The 15,977-nt window shown below is 58.4% G+C and carries 10 protein-coding genes and 1 tRNA gene; 4 read left to right on the plus strand and 7 right to left on the minus strand.

Features of this window, described 5'->3' with window-relative positions; genetic code table 11:
- Nucleotides 1–394: 394 nt before the first annotated feature.
- The 5 genes from ACGHEN_RS09945 to ACGHEN_RS09965 all read right to left on the minus strand — a co-directional run bounded on the left by ACGHEN_RS09945 (nucleotide 395) and on the right by ACGHEN_RS09965 (nucleotide 5,786).
- Nucleotides 395–1,594, minus strand: a complete 1,200-nt coding sequence (locus ACGHEN_RS09945; protein WP_390399126.1) for an ABC transporter ATP-binding protein — start codon at nucleotides 1,592–1,594, stop codon at nucleotides 395–397.
- Nucleotides 1,595–1,662: 68 nt separating this feature from the next.
- Nucleotides 1,663–2,502, minus strand: a complete 840-nt coding sequence (locus tag ACGHEN_RS09950; RefSeq protein ID WP_022095055.1) for a carbohydrate ABC transporter permease — start codon at nucleotides 2,500–2,502, stop codon at nucleotides 1,663–1,665.
- Nucleotides 2,502–3,356: a carbohydrate ABC transporter permease gene (locus ACGHEN_RS09955; RefSeq protein ID WP_225093984.1), complete on the minus strand. Its 855-nt coding sequence runs from the start codon at nucleotides 3,354–3,356 to the stop codon at nucleotides 2,502–2,504. The genes ACGHEN_RS09950 and ACGHEN_RS09955 overlap by 1 nt, the downstream gene beginning before the upstream one ends.
- An 87-nt stretch (nucleotides 3,357–3,443) precedes the next feature.
- Nucleotides 3,444–4,760: an ABC transporter substrate-binding protein gene (locus ACGHEN_RS09960; protein ID WP_022095056.1), complete on the minus strand. Its 1,317-nt coding sequence runs from the start codon at nucleotides 4,758–4,760 to the stop codon at nucleotides 3,444–3,446.
- Nucleotides 4,761–5,066: 306 nt separating this feature from the next.
- The gene (locus ACGHEN_RS09965; RefSeq protein WP_390399130.1) at nucleotides 5,067–5,786 is read right to left on the minus strand and encodes a GntR family transcriptional regulator; all 720 of its coding nucleotides are present in this window, start codon (nucleotides 5,784–5,786) and stop codon (nucleotides 5,067–5,069) included.
- Between the two features lie 227 nt (nucleotides 5,787–6,013).
- Here ACGHEN_RS09965 and ACGHEN_RS09970 point away from each other — a divergent pair, with 227 nt between their 5' ends.
- The 4 genes from ACGHEN_RS09970 (at nucleotide 6,014) to ACGHEN_RS09985 (ending at nucleotide 10,759) form a co-directional block, all read left to right on the plus strand.
- Entirely contained in the window at nucleotides 6,014–8,464 is a 2,451-nt protein-coding gene (locus ACGHEN_RS09970; RefSeq protein WP_390399131.1) for a PTS transporter subunit EIIC, read from the plus strand.
- Nucleotides 8,465–8,591: 127 nt separating this feature from the next.
- A complete protein-coding gene (locus ACGHEN_RS09975; RefSeq protein ID WP_390399133.1) occupies nucleotides 8,592–9,605 on the plus strand; it encodes a polyprenyl synthetase family protein in 1,014 nt (337 codons plus the stop codon).
- Between the two features lie 138 nt (nucleotides 9,606–9,743).
- On the plus strand, nucleotides 9,744–10,649 hold the full coding sequence (locus ACGHEN_RS09980; RefSeq protein ID WP_390399136.1) for a peptidoglycan-binding protein: 906 nt from the start codon (nucleotides 9,744–9,746) through the stop codon (nucleotides 10,647–10,649).
- A 38-nt stretch (nucleotides 10,650–10,687) separates the two neighbouring features.
- Nucleotides 10,688–10,759: transfer RNA gene (locus ACGHEN_RS09985), tRNA-Gln, on the plus strand.
- Nucleotides 10,760–11,370: 611 nt separating this feature from the next.
- On the opposite strand, the gene ACGHEN_RS09990 is transcribed toward ACGHEN_RS09985, so the two are convergent.
- Nucleotides 11,371–13,560: a hypothetical protein gene (locus tag ACGHEN_RS09990; protein WP_390399138.1), complete on the minus strand. Its 2,190-nt coding sequence runs from the start codon at nucleotides 13,558–13,560 to the stop codon at nucleotides 11,371–11,373.
- Nucleotides 13,561–13,743: 183 nt separating this feature from the next.
- The gene (locus ACGHEN_RS09995) at nucleotides 13,744–15,633 is read right to left on the minus strand and encodes a carbon starvation protein A (RefSeq protein WP_390399141.1); all 1,890 of its coding nucleotides are present in this window, start codon (nucleotides 15,631–15,633) and stop codon (nucleotides 13,744–13,746) included.
- Nucleotides 15,634–15,977: the final 344 nt, after the last annotated feature.

Consider the following 15,977-nt stretch of genomic DNA (forward strand, 5'->3'; position numbering starts at 1 on the left):
TTACAGATCAAGCCAAACCGGTCCTTTCCCTAGGGTTTATCTCAATCTGTAACATCTAACGTCTGAAATCCGCCCTTACTGTTACAGATCGAAACAAATGGATAAGCCGGCTAAAACAATCTCGTTCTGTAACAGGTAGCTGCCGAAATCAGTCTCTCGTGTTACAGATCGAGACGGAAGGACAGGCGGCTCAACTCAATCTCGTTCTGTAACATCTAAACCCAATTCGAACCTCTACCTGTTACAGATCAAGACAAACGACCGACCAGACAACCCCGTCATAAAGAAAGGCTCCCCTCTCGCCTAGTGGACGGAAGGGGAGCCTTATATGTGACCACGGCAAAAGGATGGCAAAGCCGCAGTCGCCCAAAAGGAGGGCCTGATTGGATCGGGCCTAGATAAGGTTCTTGCCAGACACCTTATCGAAGAGGTGGGTCGCGTTCTTCTCAAACTTGAACCAGATGGGGTCGCCCGCCTTGAGCGCACCCTTGGCCTCGAGGTCGACAACGGGAATGATCAGGACGAACTGGCCATCGGGAGCGGTCACGTGGACATGCTCGGTCGAACCCATGAGCTCGGTCACCTCGACGGTACCCTGGAGCGCGCCCTCCTCGTCCTTGTCGGCAAGCAGAATCTGCTCGGGACGCACGCCGGCCGTGATCTCCTTCACGTCGCCGCCGTCCCAATTAAGGGCGAGCTGAGCGCAGGTCTCGGGGGCCAGCGCGACATTCATGTCGTCGGTCTTGACGGTAAAGCCGTTGCCCGAGCGCACCAGCTGGGCATCGAAGAAGTTCATCTGCGGCACGCCGATGAAGCCGGCGACGAAGATGTTCGCGGGATGGTTGAAGACCTCCTGCGGGGTGGCGATCTGCTGGACGACGCCGTCCTTCATGACCACGATGCGATCGCCGAGGGTCATAGCCTCGGTCTGGTCGTGGGTAACGTAGATGAAGGTGCCCTTGATCTCGTGACGCAGCTTAATGAGCTCGGCGCGCATCTGGTTACGCAGCTTGGCATCCAGGTTGGACAAGGGCTCGTCCATCAGGAAGACCTTGGGGTCACGCACGATGGCGCGGCCGATGGCGACACGCTGGCGCTGGCCGCCGGAGAGTGCCTTGGGCTTACGGTCAAGGTACTCGGTAATACCCAGGATCTCGGCAGCAGAGCGAACCTTGCGGTCGATCTCGTCCTTGGGGACCTTCTTGAGCTCGAGCGTAAATGCCATGTTCTCGTACACCGTCATGTTGGGGTACAGAGCGTAGCTCTGGAACACCATGGCGATGTCGCGGTCCTTGGGCGCCACGTCGTTGACGCGCTTGCCGTCGATGAGCACGTCGCCCGAGGTAATGTCCTCCAGGCCGGCGACCATGCGCATCGTCGTGGACTTACCGCAGCCAGAGGGGCCAACGAGGACGATGAACTCCTGGTCGTGAACGGTGAGGTTGAAGTCCTCTACAGCGAGCACACCGTCCTCGGTAACCTTGAGGTTGTGCTTCTTCTCCTCGGTCTTCTTCTTTTTGCCAAAGAAGCCCTTCTTTTTGGACTCGGTGTTGGGATACACCTTCTGAACATGTTTGAGAACAATCTCGGCCATGTCTCTACCTTTCGATATGCGGCGCCGCGCTGAGGGGCGCCGCAGAAACTTGCAAAACAGTTACGGCATTAGCCCTTGACGGCACCTGCCACCACGCCGTCGATGATGTACTTCTGACAGAGGATGTACATGATAACGATGGGGATAACGACCATCATGATGCAGGCCATCATGGGGCCGAGCTCGACGTGGCCGTAGCCGCCGCGGAAGTACTGAATCAAGATAGGAATGGTCTTGTACTTGGTGGAGTCGAGCGTAAGGTAGGGCAGCAGATAGTCGTTCCAGACCCACATGGTCTCGAGGATGCCGACCGAAAGATAGGTGGGCTTCATGATGGGAAGGACGATCTTAAAGAACACCTGGACCGGGTTGCAGCCATCAATCATGGCCGCCTCCTCGATCTCGAGCGGGATGTTCTTTACAAAACCGGCGAACATAAAGACCGCCAGGCCCGCGCCAAAGCCCAGATAGATAAAGCAGATGTTGAACGGCGTGTTAAAGCCGATGCGGTCCGCCAAATTGGACAGCGTGAACATGAGCATCTGGAACGGCACGACCATCGAGAACACGAACAGGTAATAGAAGAAGTTCGAGATCTTGTTGTTGACACGAACCACGTACCAAGCGCACATGGAGCAGCACACCAAGATCAGCACGACCGACGTGACCGTGATGATGAGCGAGTACATAAATGCCGAGGCAAAGCCCTGCTCGTTAAGGGCGTGCATGTAGTTTGCGAGGCCGTTGAACGTCTCGGGCGTGAGCAGATCGAATGCCGTGGTGGTGCTGATTGCGGTCGCTTTCTTAAAAGAATTAAGCGCAATCATGAACACGGGGTAGATCCACGCGAGCGACAGGATCGTAAAGAAAATCGAGAGCGCGCGGTTGATAACCTTATCGCGTTTCATTACTGCTGCACCTCCTTGGACCTCGTGGCCTTAAGCTGGATCATGGAAATAGCAACAACCAGGATGCAGAAGATAACCGCCTTGGCCTGACCGATGCCCTGCCATGCAATACCGGCACGCGAATAGAACGTGTTGTAGATGTTCAGGGCGAGCATCTCGGTGGAGTGCGCGGGGGCGCCGCCGGTAAGGGCGAGGTTCTGGTCGAACAGCTTAAAGCCGTTGGTGATGGACAGGAACAGGCAGATGGTGATGGTCGGCATCAGGTTAGGGACCTTAACCTTCCAAAACGTCTGCCATGCCGTGGCACCGTCGACCTTGGCGGCCTCGATGTAGTCGGACGGAATGGACTGCAGACCAGCGATGTAGATGATCATCATGTAGCCGACCTGCTGCCACAGGGTCAGGATGATAAGGCCCCAGAAGCCAGCAGCAGAGTTAAGGGCGATGAGCTGGGCGCCGATGTTGGAGAGCAGGCAGTTGATCAAGATCTGCCAGATGTAGCCCAGCACGATGCCGCCGATCAGGTTCGGCATAAAGAAGATCGTACGGAAGATGTTAGTGCCCTTGAGCGCCTTGCGGGTGAGCGCCTGCGCGATGGCGAGGGCAATCACGTTGATGAGCACCGTCGACAGGAAGGCAAACGCCACCGTAAAGAAGAACGACGTGGTAAACTGCGAATCGGACAATGCGCGCACGTAGTTCTCGATACCGACAAAGTGCGCGTTGTTAATGGTAATAAACTGGCAGAACGAGAGATAGAAGCCCTGGATAAAGGGAATCACGAACCCGATCATAAACGCCAGGCACGTGGGCAGCATAAAGAGCGGCCACCAGCGCTTGAGTGCTTTGCCCATAAAAGGGTCCTTTCAATATGCAGGGGGCGGGCAAACCTACGTCTGCCCGCCCCCTGTCGCTAATCAGATAGCTTGGGCAGCAACTGCTTACTCGGAAGCAGCCTTCTCGGTCTTCCAGCCATCGACGAAGGCGTTCTTGACGCCGTCCCACTTGCTGTTATCGGCAGCGTAGGCAATCAGAGCCTGCTTGAGGTTCTTCTTCCACTCCTCGGAGGGAATGTAGACGAAGTCCCAAGCGACGGTCTTCTTGCCGTCCTTGGCCATGGCAACGGCCTGCTGCGAGAAGACGTTGGTGGTCTCCTTGGCGCTCTTGAACGGAGCGGTCAGACCCATCTTGTCGGCGATGATGCTGGTCGGGGTGTCAGCGGTGACGCACCAATACATGAAGTCCTCGGTGGCCTTCTGGGCATCCTCGGAAGCCTGGGAACTGACGCACCAATAGTTCTCGCCGCCGGAGCACAGGCCCTGGTTCTCCTCGCCGTCAACACCGATGTAGATGGGCATCATGCCAATCTGATCGTCGGTCATGCCGGCCTTGACGAGGTCAGAGTAGGCCCAAGAGCCGTTCTGGTAGAAGACGGCCTTGCCGGTTGCGAACTCGTTGGTGGCGTCGTCGCCGGTCTTGGAAGCAAGCTGCGAAGGATCGCAGGTGGAGTCGGTGATGTACAGGTCGAAGATCTGCTTGTAGTTGTCGAGGAACTCACCCTTGATCTCGTCGTCCTCCTGGTTGTGCTCCTTCTCAAACTCGTAGTAGAGCGGCATGTTGGCAAGGTGGGTGGTGTAGCGCCAGCTGGAGGAGTCGTCCATGCCGGCGGAAGTGAAGGCACCCTCGACACCAAGCTCGTCCTTGCGGGCCTGGATGTCATCGGCACAAGCCTTCAGCTTGTCGAAGGAGTTGATGTCCTCGGCCTTGTAGCCAGCCTTCTCGAGCAGCTGCTTGTTGTAGATGATGCCGAAGCTCTCCTGGACCCAGTCGATACCCAGATCCTTGCCGTCGGACTGCAGAGCCAGGGAGTCGTCAATGAGCTCACCGCGGAGCTTGGTATCGGACAGGTCGGCGCAGTAATCCTTCCAGTTCTTAAGACCGGTGGGGCCGTTGACCTGGAACAGGGTCGGAGCGGAGCTCTTGGACATCTCGGACTTAAGCTTCTCCTCGTAGGTGTTGGAAGCGGCGGTCACGATCTTGACCTCGACGCCCTTCTCCTTCTTATAGGCCTTGGCGATCTCCTTCCACTCCTTGTCGACCTCGGGCTTGAATTGGAGGAAGTAGACCTCGGCAGCGTCACCAGAAGCAGAGGAGCCGGAGCCGGCAGAACCACCGCAACCCACGAGGCCCAGACCAAGAACCGCAGCCGCGGAACCAGCAAAACCCAGGAACTGCCTTCTGCTCATTTCGTTCTTCATTACAATCCACCCTTTCACACCGTGGCGGCACCCTTTGCCGCCGCCTTCGGAGATTGGCTCGGGGACTTTGCCCCTTTTGCTGATTTGAACGATACGCTATTTGACTAGTTGTTTGAACAAGTATTACTAGAGCGGTAGAAAAACTTCGGTGAACGGTAATTTCAACTTGATACTTGACAAGTTTTGTATAAACAATTATTTGTTATCGAATGCAGAGAAAACGCCCGGTCAAGCCGATGCATCGTCGGTTTGACCGGGCGTTTTCGCTTTGAGGGCATGAGTCTCGTCAGGCTGCGAGCTAGCCGGCTATCGCTTGGAGTTGACGCGGTAGTGGAAGATCTCGGGATGCGTGCGGGCATGCGTGACCTCGAACAAGATGCCATCCGAGGTGTACGACTGGCTCTCCATGACGGCAACGCAGTTGTATTTGCCGAGGTCAAGATAGCTGCAGTCCTCATCGTTGGCGAGCTCGACGCTCACTGTACGGCGACTCGCCATCACCTTGACGCCGCGTTTGTGCTCCAGATAGTCGTAAATTGACTTTGCGGCGATCTCGGGCGTCAGGCCCTTGGCGATTGACGCCAAAAAGTAACCATGGTCCACTTGGCGCGCGTTGCCGTTGAGGCTTCGGACACGCACCACGCGAATCAACTCCTCGCCCACCTTAAAGCCCAGGCGACGAGAGAGTTGCTCGGTGCAAATCAAATGCTCAAAAGACTTAACGTCCGTCGATGCAACGGCATTGTTGCGCTTTGCAAATTCGCCAAACGACTCGACTTCCTCGAGTGCGCCCAGCATGTCGGTTTCACCCTTGAGCCAAATAACGCGCACGCCCTTGCCGTGTATAGGCTGCACAAACATCTGGTCGGCCAGCATGCTCAAGGCGCGTCGAACGGTATTGCGCGTGCAGCCAAATTCCGCGGTCAGCTCGGCTTCGGTTGGCAGCATCTCCTGAAACGCATAAGTCCCGTTAATGATGCGCGAACGGATCTCGCGGTAGATTCCTTCGTAAATCGCTTTTGGCATGACTTCACCTCTAATGAATATGTATGGCTAGGCACGATAGCATTTCTTGAAGTTGTTTAAACCGATTATCGGCAAAGCGACAGGATTTAACCGTTGACGGTTTCTGTCACGCTCAAACCGGTTTCGCTCAAAACTGCCGGTATGACAATCGTCTGGTCCTCTACAATGAATCCATTGTTTAAACGTTTCACCACGCGCAACGCGCCTCGATATTCGGGAGGCAGAACATGCTGCAAAAAATCCAACGCTTTGGCGGGGCAATGTTCGCGCCCGCCATGTTGTTTTCCATATCGGGCCTTATGGTCGGCGTCTCCGCCCTCGCAACGTCTGCGGATATCGTCGGCGACCTCGCCGTATACGGAACCCCTTGGTACGTTTTTTGGACCATCATCCAGCGCGGCTCGTGGACGGTCTTTAAACGACTTCCGCTCCTTTTTGCCGTAGCGCTGCCCATCGGCCTTGCCCAAAAGCAACCGGCACGTTGTTGCCTCGAGGCGCTCGTGGCCTATTTTGCCTATTGCTTCTTTTTGAGCGAGATCATCAAGCTGAGCGGAGACAACCTTGGACTTAAGTACCCGTCGTCTTTGACCTCCGCTAGCGGCATCACCATCATCGACGGCATCAAGACGCTCGACACCGGCATTATCGGCCCGCTGGCGGTGTCGGCAACCGTCGTCGCCATCCATGACCGCTTCTACGATGTCAAGGTTCCCGATTGGCTCGGCACCTTCTCGGGCTCCTCGCTGGTCTACCTCATCAGCTTTTTTGCCGTGTTTGCCCTTGCCGCCATCTCGGCCGCCATCGTGCCCTTCGCATACGCCGTGACCGAAACGCTGCGCCACGCACTTGCGGGCGTCGGCCCCTTCGGCGTGGGCATCTTTGTGTTTTTGGAGCGAGCACTCGAGCCCATGGGGCTGCACCACCTGCTCTATATGCCCATCTATTACGACAATCTGGTCATTCACGACGGTATTTACGCCACGTGGACCAACCTGCTCCCCATTCTCTCCCATAGCACGCGCCCTTTAAATGAACTTGCGCCCTGGGCAGGTTTTACCGCCACCGGCTGGGGCAAGCTCTTTGGCCTTCCCGCCATCGCGGCAGCATTCTATTTCACCGCCAAACCCGAACGCCGCGCCGGCCTTAAGGTCATCCTTTTGCCCGCCATCGTCGCCTCGGTGGTCTGCGGTGTCACCGAGCCGCTCGAGTTTCTCTTTATGTTCACCTATCCTGGACTCTTTTTGCTCTACGCCGTCCTATCCTCCTGCCTTGCCATGACCATGAACTTCTTCGGTATCGTCGGCATCTTCTCGGGCGGTCTCATGGAAATGACGGCCTTCAACTTCATCCCACTCATGCGAATGCATGCCGGCTCCTACCTTTTGGCGCTCGGTATCGGTCTTGCCTTTAGCCTCATCTTTTTTGTTAGTTTTCGAGCACTCATCTTGGTCTATGACCTTAAGACGCCGGGCCGCGAGGATCATGTCTCCAATCGCGCGGCAATCGATCGTTTAACGGGAAGCGGCTTTGCCAAAGAGCAATCTCCCAATGGCGAGGTCAGTATTCAATCCGATCAAGATCACGTCCTCGCTGAGCGGGTAATTCAGCTTTTAGGTGGCGTTGGCAATATCGTGGGCGCAACCAACTGCGCCACGCGCCTGCGCGTCGAGGTCGCAGACCCTTCCATCGTTGCAGATAACGCGTCGTTTGTCGCGGTGGGCGCCAAGGGCCTCATCATTACGGGCAAGACCGCCCAGGTGATTATCGGCATCTCCGTTCCCCGCGTTAAAGAGCATTTTGACCAGATCATGGGCCTCGAGCCGGGATTTGTGCCCACCACCTCGGCCTCCCCTGCCGCCAGCGCAGCCCATAAGCGCGGCGATATCTGCTTCTTCGATATCGACGGAACACTCGCCTGGCAAGACCCTCGAGTGGCACAAGAGCTTCCCGAGAGCGAGCGAGACCTCTCCCCCTATCCCAATGAAGCGGTCTCGCAAGCCATCCGTAATTTTGTCGCCAAGGGCAATATGGCGTTTATCTGCACAGGGCGCACGCTGAGCTGCATCCATCCAAAGCTGCTCGATCTGCCCTGGACCGGCATCGTCTGCCTCGCGGGTGGCTATGTCGAACTTGAGGGACACGTGATTCGCGATTTGGCGATGACGCCCGGCATGCTGCAGCGCCTTGCTCCCATTCTTGAGCAATCGGACGAAGTGATTCGTTTTGAGGGACTCAATGGCGTCGTTCGCATGAGTGCCGATGCGCCCGACGCCCCCGGATACGCCCGCACCGTGGGCGATGCAATTACGCAGCTGCAACATTACAGCGCCTACAAGATCTTAATGTCCACGTCGCTTGCCAACCGCATCGCTCAGGATCAAGCGTTTGAGCCGCTGCTCTGCTTTAACGAGCTCGAGCTCGAAGTGACCGAGATTTCGCCTCGCGAATGCACCAAGCGCGAGGGTATCCAGTCCGTACTCGACGCCCTCGACCCCCACCACGGAACCGTATACGGCATCGGCGACGCCAGCAATGACGTCTCGCTGATGAACGCCGTCGATGTCGGTATCGCCATGGGTAATGCGCCGGACTTCCTCAAGGAAAAGGCCGACTATGTCACCGACAGCATCGACCACGACGGCGTCGTCACCGCGCTCGAACACTTTGGGCTTATCTAGCCAAGCCCCTACCGCACTTGCGGCCGCATGGACCAATCGTCTTCAACCGCCGCGCTCGACGCCCTAATGTGGCAATATGTTGTCTGCATAATGCAACGATGCAACCTATCAAAGAATGCGAGAACCCGTGTCCAGTCCGTTTACCAGCTTTTTAGCCCAGCACTTTGACCAGATTAACGACTATCTGGCCACGTTCTTTGACGGACAGGCGACTTCCGCCGATATCGAGCGCTACCTGTACGCGCCGCTCTCGGCTTTTACGGCCAACGCCGGCAAGCGCCACCGCCCGCTTATCTGCATGCTCGCCGCAACCGCAGTGGGCGGTAGCTTTGAGAGCGCCCGCAGCGCCGCGGCAGCTATCGAGCATTTCCAGTCAGGCGCGCTGATTCACGACGACATCGCCGACAACGGACAGCTTCGTCGAGGCAAGCCCTGCATGCACCTTACCGAGGGCACGGGCCTTGCCATCAATTGTGGCGACCTGGCGCTCACCATGGTCACCAAGACGGTTCTCGACGATCCCACGCTCGAGTCCGACGTGAAGCTGCGTGTGCTCCACGAGCTTACCGAGATGATCGTCCGCACCATCGAGGGTCAAGCGCTTGACCTGGGTTGGGTCCGTGACGAGCGCTTTGATATCTCGGTTGATGACTACCTGGACATGGCGACGCACAAGACCGCGTATTACAGCGGAGCCACGCCGCTTGCCGCCGGAGCCATTATCGGCGGCGGCAGCGAAGAGCAGGTCGAGGCGCTACGCGCCTTTGGCCTGCACACCGGCCTTGCCTTTCAGATTCAGGACGACCTGCTCAACTTGGTCGGCACCAAAGAGGCCGCCAACAAGGACTTCCGCACCGACATCACCGAGGGTAAACGCACGCTCGTTGCCGTGCACGCCCTGTCTGATGAGCGCCATCACGACGAGGTCGAGGCAATCCTTTCCTCGGGCACCGAGGACCCCGCGCAGCTCGCGCGCGCCGTGGAGATCTTCCAGGAGACCGGCTCCATCGATTACGCCCACAACTATGCGCTCGACCTGACCGCCAAGGCCAAGGCCGCTATCGAAGGCGTCGAGCTCGACCCGCATGCGCGCGAGCTCTTCCTCTCCATGGCAGATTTCTTTGTGGAGCGCCTCAACTAGCGGGGGTCACAAAACCTGTGGGCAGCGCGTTTGGGTACAAGTTGCTACACTGTTGAGTGCATGTTTATGCATCCCTTTGCGTTGTCTATCCGACACGTGTTCAAATAGTACGAATGGTACGCCGAAAGGGGTTCGTTCATGGAACCTATTACAACGGGCATGCAGGGAGCAGCCGTCGAGGACGTGCAGTCTCGTCTCCTGCAGCTCGGCTACACGATTGATGCCACCGAGGTCGCCGACAAGCGTTTTGGTGCCACCACCGAGCAGGCTGTTGGCACCTTCAGGCTCGACAGCGGTCTTGCCGCTGGCTGCGCCGTCGATATCCCCTGCTGGAGCGCCCTGGTCGACGCCTCGTACAAGCTGGGCGACCGCACGCTTTACCTGCGTATGCCCAATTTCCATGGCGCCGACGTTCAGGCCCTGCAGCGCGCGCTCAACGTTTTGGGTTTTGCCTGCGGTGAGGACGACGGCTATTTTGGCCCGCACACCGAGGCCGCTCTGCAGCAGTTCCAGGAAAATGTTGGCCTGTTTGCCGATGGCATGGCGTTCCAGGATACCTACGCCTATATCAACCGCCTGCATCACGTGTGGGAGGGCAAGCCCTCGGTTACCGAGGCCGAGTCGCGCATCGGTTTTGCCCGCGCCGCCAACGTGCTCGAGCGCTTCCAGATTGCCGTCATCGGTGAGGACCCCATCGCACGCAGCGTTGCATCGCGCATGTGGAACATCGCCACGGCGACGACCGACAGCAGCGGCATGATGCTTTGCGATTCCGAGGTTCCGACCGACGTGGATCTGGTGCTCGAGATTGCAAGCGATGAGCTGCCCGCAGATGCTGCGCCGCGCGCCACGATCGCCCTTGCCGAGTGTCACAACCTTGCACAGCGCATCCGCACCGCCAATGTCGCCGCGCAGCAAAAGCCCGCGCGCATCCGCATTGAGCTCACGGGCATGACGCGCTACAACGGAACCTTCACCGCAAGTGATGCGCAGACACTCGCCGTACGCCTGCTCGATGGCGTTTGCGATGCCCTCGCAGATTAGGTAAACTAAACGGGTTGCTTTTGGGCAACACCACACATTGGGACGTAGTTCAACGGTAGAACTCCGGTTTTTGGTGCCGGCTGTTGGGGGTTCGAATCCCTCCGTCCCAGCCCCAAAGAACATAGCGCTCCAGGCTCTTATGAACCTGGAGCGCTTTTTCGTGGGCATGCGGAGGGATTCGAACCCGCAAGGGTGCGGAGCTGAGGAAACGCGAAGCGTTTTCCAGCGCAGCACGCAAGGAGCGAAGCGACGCAGCGGGGCGCGGCCGCCGGCAGGCGGACGCGGAATCCCTCCGTCCCACATCGACCGAGAGCTCCTCGCGTTAAGAAAATCGAGCCAACGCCGCCAAGCGGAGGGATTCGAACCCGCAAGGAATCCACCTATATAAGACAGACGCCCCAGGCCCATAACGACCAAGAGCGCCTTGCATCTAGAATTATCAGCCCAGTTCCGAAAAGCGAGCCGCATGCAACAACCAAGTAACCACAGGCCCCGGGAGAGCGGGGACATCGGCTTAGGTTTATCGCGAGTTCCGCACGAACAGGAGGCCACGTGACCTCGATGTTTTGGACGTGACAGCGAGAGGGGTCCTGGTATGGCAAGGTGACGTGAAACAAGGCGGCGCTGACCTTCTGGTCGCGCCGCCGAAGTTGAACGTCAGATTGCCGTGCCAGGGCCCCTCGCAGCGTCAAGAAGACCGCCGTTCGGTAGAACGGCGGAACTAATTGTTCAGCATGCGGTCGAAGCTTCCCGAGTCGCCATCCCGATAGTCGGCGGTCATCAGAATCTCCTGCGGAATGCGTCCGCCCTCGCGCAGCACATTGCGGAACTGCACGCGCGTGACCATGGGCAGGTCTTTGATCGCCGCCGCCAGGTTCTGCGGCACGCCCTGGTTGGCAGCTGCGGGCTCGCACTCGCCGCCAGCTTTCACGCGACGCTTGTGCTCGGCGAGCATGGCGCGATACATACCGGCATGCAGGCGGATCTCAACCACATTGGCGTTACGGGTCTGCTCGACAATGCGCGCACCCTCTCGATCGATGTCGCCCACGTAGTAGACATAGTTAAAGCGATAGCCGATCTCGGCCAGATAATCATCCAGTGCGTGTGAAACGCTCGCCTTGCAGCCGCCGCCAAAGATCACGCCACCCACCTTGGTGCCAAAAAGCTTGGCGTGCTTGCGGCCGCGCAGGAGCTTGACGATCTCGTCATAGGTGTCCAGGTTCTCGACCATAATGAACGGCTTGTCGGCGCCCAGCGTAAAGAAGCCCGTAAAGTGCACAGGACGGTTGGGAGCAACCTTGATTGCCTGCATGCTAATGCCCTTTTCGGTCATACGCCGAATCAGACGCTCGCCATGCTTGCCGTCAAAGGCCTTCTCATCGTTAAAAATCTGGTAGGCGCGCTGGCGACGCGAAGCGACCGGCGTGTCGGCGCCGCGATTCTGCTCTATCCAAGCCTGGATGATCGCAATCTCCTCGGCAATCTTGCGGTTGGACATCTCGTTGTGCTGAGTGCGCTGCTGAGCCTTTTTGCCATCCTTGCCCTCGACCTTAACAATTTGAGTCTGCTGCTCCTTAATCTTGGAGAGCGCCATTGGCGTAGGAACGACCTTGAGCAGCTGCCTTCCCAGGACACGTGCCAGAGCAAACGCCGAAACCTCGCCATGAGCGGGCGGCTCAGGCTGCTGGACGTCCGCATCGTTTGCAGTCGGTTTGGGCTGCGTCTGGGATTTGCGCTTGGAATCTGCCTGAGCTTTGCGCTCTTGCTTTGGCGCGGACGAGCTCTTTTGCGAACGTTCGGGCTTGTCCTCCTTCGCCGGCTGGCGCTTGGGCTGCTCCCCCGGGGTCTCAGCCTTCGCATCCTTGTTTTGCGTCGCTGCATTCTCGGCCGCAGCCTCGGCATTTGAGCCACGACCGCCGCGGTGACGACGGCGGCGGGGCTTGCTCGAAGCGCTCTCCCCTGCCTGCTTATCAGCGGACTGTTGAGCTTTGACCTCGGTGCCAGCCGCAGACTGCGGCTCGGAAGGCTGCTGCTCGCGAGCCACCGGCTCAACGGTTTTCTCGGTTTGTTCGGCCTTCTCGGCCTGAGTGGTCGAAGCCGGCTCGCCCTTCTCCTGACGCTTTACGGGATACGCGCGTCCCGCAAAACCGCGACCGGGACGACACGAACCCGGAGCCCTCTTGGCAGACTCCTCAACATCGCCTGCAGCATTGGAAGGCTCTTCAGCCTCATGCGCGACATCCTGCTGCGCAGCCTTAAAGTGAGCACCGCGACGACGCTTGGGCTCTTGGGCCTCCATGGGCTTTTGCTCCTTCGCGGGCTTCTGCGACTCGGCAGCAACCTCGGTCTCAACAGCCTCGGTATCGAGCTCATCCTTTTGAGCCACGGCGCGACGGAAGCGCTCCTGCTGGGCACGGCGCTGAGCATCGCGCTTGCCGCCCCCGCCAAAACCGCCGCGGCCAGCCTTGGCCGTAAAGGCGCGAACGACGCTCTCGTCAAGCAGCTCGTCGGTATCGACATGCTCGCGCGGAGCTGTTTCCACCGAAGCGGGCGCCTCTACAACGTCCTCGACGGCCTCTTCGACAGCCTCGGCAAGCTGCTCCTGAGCATCACTTATCTCGGCATGAATGGTATAGAACGCCGGACGTCCGTTAATGCCGCTGCCCTCGATCTTGGTAACGATCTTTGCCGCGATGAGTTCGTCGCGCATCGCCTTGGTGTCGCATTCCTTATCGACGGAGCGGAAAATCTGCGCCAGCGCGCTCGACTTGATCTTGAGTGCCTTGCGGCAGAGCAGGTCGTAGGCAACTAGCTTGGCGCGCTCGGCAGAAAGCGACGTCTGGCTGCTCAGACGCTCAGCCAGGGCATCGACATTATTTTGGTTATCGGAATATACCGTCTTGGCCACGGGGCCCCTTTCATATGTACACATATACGTCTATATGGTACATCGCGCGAGCCTATCCACGCAAAACATCTGCGAGGACGCCTTTGCATCACCCGTTCCCGCAAGAAAAAAGACCGAGCCCGCGTCGTTGCGGACCCGGTCTTTCCGAGTCATATGGATGGAACGGTTAGCTCATCAAGTTGACTAGGCCTTGGCAGCCTCGGCGTCGGCGGGAGCCTCGGCGGCAGCAGTGCGGCCATACTCGGCCTTGCCCATCTCGGACCACTCGGGCTCCTCGTCGGGCATGGAACCGGCCTCCTTGCCGAAGAACTCCTTGAGGCAGTTGACGGCAACGATGAGGCCCAGGACCATCAGCAGGACGGCGAAAACGAGCTGCAGGCCCTTGGTGGCGGCGACGGAGACGGCGGCCGTGGTGGCGGTAGCCGGGATGGTACCGAAGAAGCCGTAAGCCTGGACAGCGGCCATGCAGCCCATGGCGCTCTGGACCAGCGAGGTGAAGGTGCAGCAGAGCAGGAAGGCGACGGGCACGTAGAGCATCCAGCCCTTGCGGCCGGTGCACTTGCAGAACACGGCGAGGGTGATCATGGTCATACCGCCGAGCAGCTGGTTGGAAGCACCAAAGAGCGGCCAGATGTTGGCATAGCCACCAAAAGCAAGGGCGAGACCGGGAAGCAGGGTGACGACCGTGGCGAACCAGGGGTTGCCGAGAACCTTCATGTAGCCGGCCTTGGACTCGATGGCCAGGGCGTCGTTGGTCTGGGCAAAGAACTCGGAGAACGAGGTGCGGGCGATGCGGGCGACGGCATCGAGCGAGGTCAGGGCCAGAGCGGAAACGTTCATGGTCATAAAGACGGTAGCGAGCGTGCCGTCAACACCGAAGGCCTGCATACCGCGGGAGATGCCAGCGGCGAAGATCTGGAACGGGGTGGAAGCGACGCCGGCGTTGAGGGCGCCGGTACCGGCGGTGTTCATGTCGGAGAACATGATGCCGGCGACGATGATGGCAAGGATGCCGACGAAGGACTCGACGATCATGGCGCCATAACCGACCTTGACGGCGTCCTGCTCCTTCTCGACCTGCTTAGAAGAGGTGCCGGAAGAAACGAGGCTGTGGAAACCGGAGAGAGCACCGCAAGCGACGGAGACGAACAGGACCGGGAACATCATGCCGGAGGCAGTGGAGAAGCCGGTGAAAACCGGAGCGGTGATGGTGGCCTGGCCGTTGACGCCCAGGACGACGATGCCGAGGACAGCGCAAACGATCATGACGATCATCATGATGGAAGTGAGGTAGTCGCGAGGGGTCTTGAGCATCTGGATGGGCATGGCACCGGCAAAGACCAGGTAGACCATGACGACGGCGAACCACTGGAACTTGTCCAGGTAGACCGGGAACTGCATGCCGACGGCGAACATGAGGACCATGAGTACCACGCCGGTGACGAACTCGGCAGCGCCGGTGAGGTTGAACTTCTTCTGGGCCCAACCAAAGGCCATGGCGACGAAGGTAAACAGGATGGAGATGGTGCCAGCGCAGCCAGCGGCATAGGACTTGGTGAAGTCGATGGCACCGGTAGCAGCACCAGAAGCGTCAACGGCCGGGGTGAACATGAACGTCTTGCAGACCATGTCGGTGAAAGCGGCGATGACGATGATGCAGAACAGCCAGCAGAACAGCAGGAACAGGCGACGGCCGGTCTTGCCGATGTACTTCTCGATGAGCTGGGCCAGGGACTTGCCGTTGTTCTTCATCGAGGCGTACAGGGCGCCAAAGTCGTGGACGGCGCCAAAGAAGATGCCGCCGACGAGGACCCAGAGCACGACGGGAAGCCAGCCGAAGGCCATGGCGACGATCGTACCCGTAACAGGGCCGGCACCGCAGATCGAGCTGAACTGGTGCGAGAACGCGGTGAAGGCGGAGACGGGCGAGAAGCTGTTGCCGTCTTTCATGCGCTTGGCCGGCGTGAGGGCCTCTTTGTCAACGCCCCACTTGTTGGCCAGCCATCGGCCATAGCCCAGATAGCCGCAGGCGAGCACCGCCGCGGCCACAACCATGAGCAAAACTCCGTTCATTACATTTCCTCCTCTAAAAAGAACTTCCCAGACATAAAAAATGAGGGCCGTCGGTTGCGCTCGACGGCCCTCATCTTCATCAGCCGCCCGTTATCGTACGGGCTAGCTGTATGTGCTAACCCGCATCAGATAATTACTACGCTGATAATGTTTAGCTGATGCGTGAACATGTCTAAGAAATCCTCTTCAATCATGATGTGAACGATCCGTGCGTGTTCACATCCCCCAGTGGTTGAAAAGGAGTATGAAACTTTAGTTACCTAAAGTCAACGCAAATATGTAATGAATTTTCAACTTTTTTGAATTTCTCGGTATAAAACGCCACTGACCTCGGACTTTACCCC

Origin of the sequence: Collinsella sp. i06-0019-1H4, from assembly GCF_042849575.1 — a bacterium.
GTDB lineage: Bacteria > Actinomycetota > Coriobacteriia > Coriobacteriales > Coriobacteriaceae > Collinsella.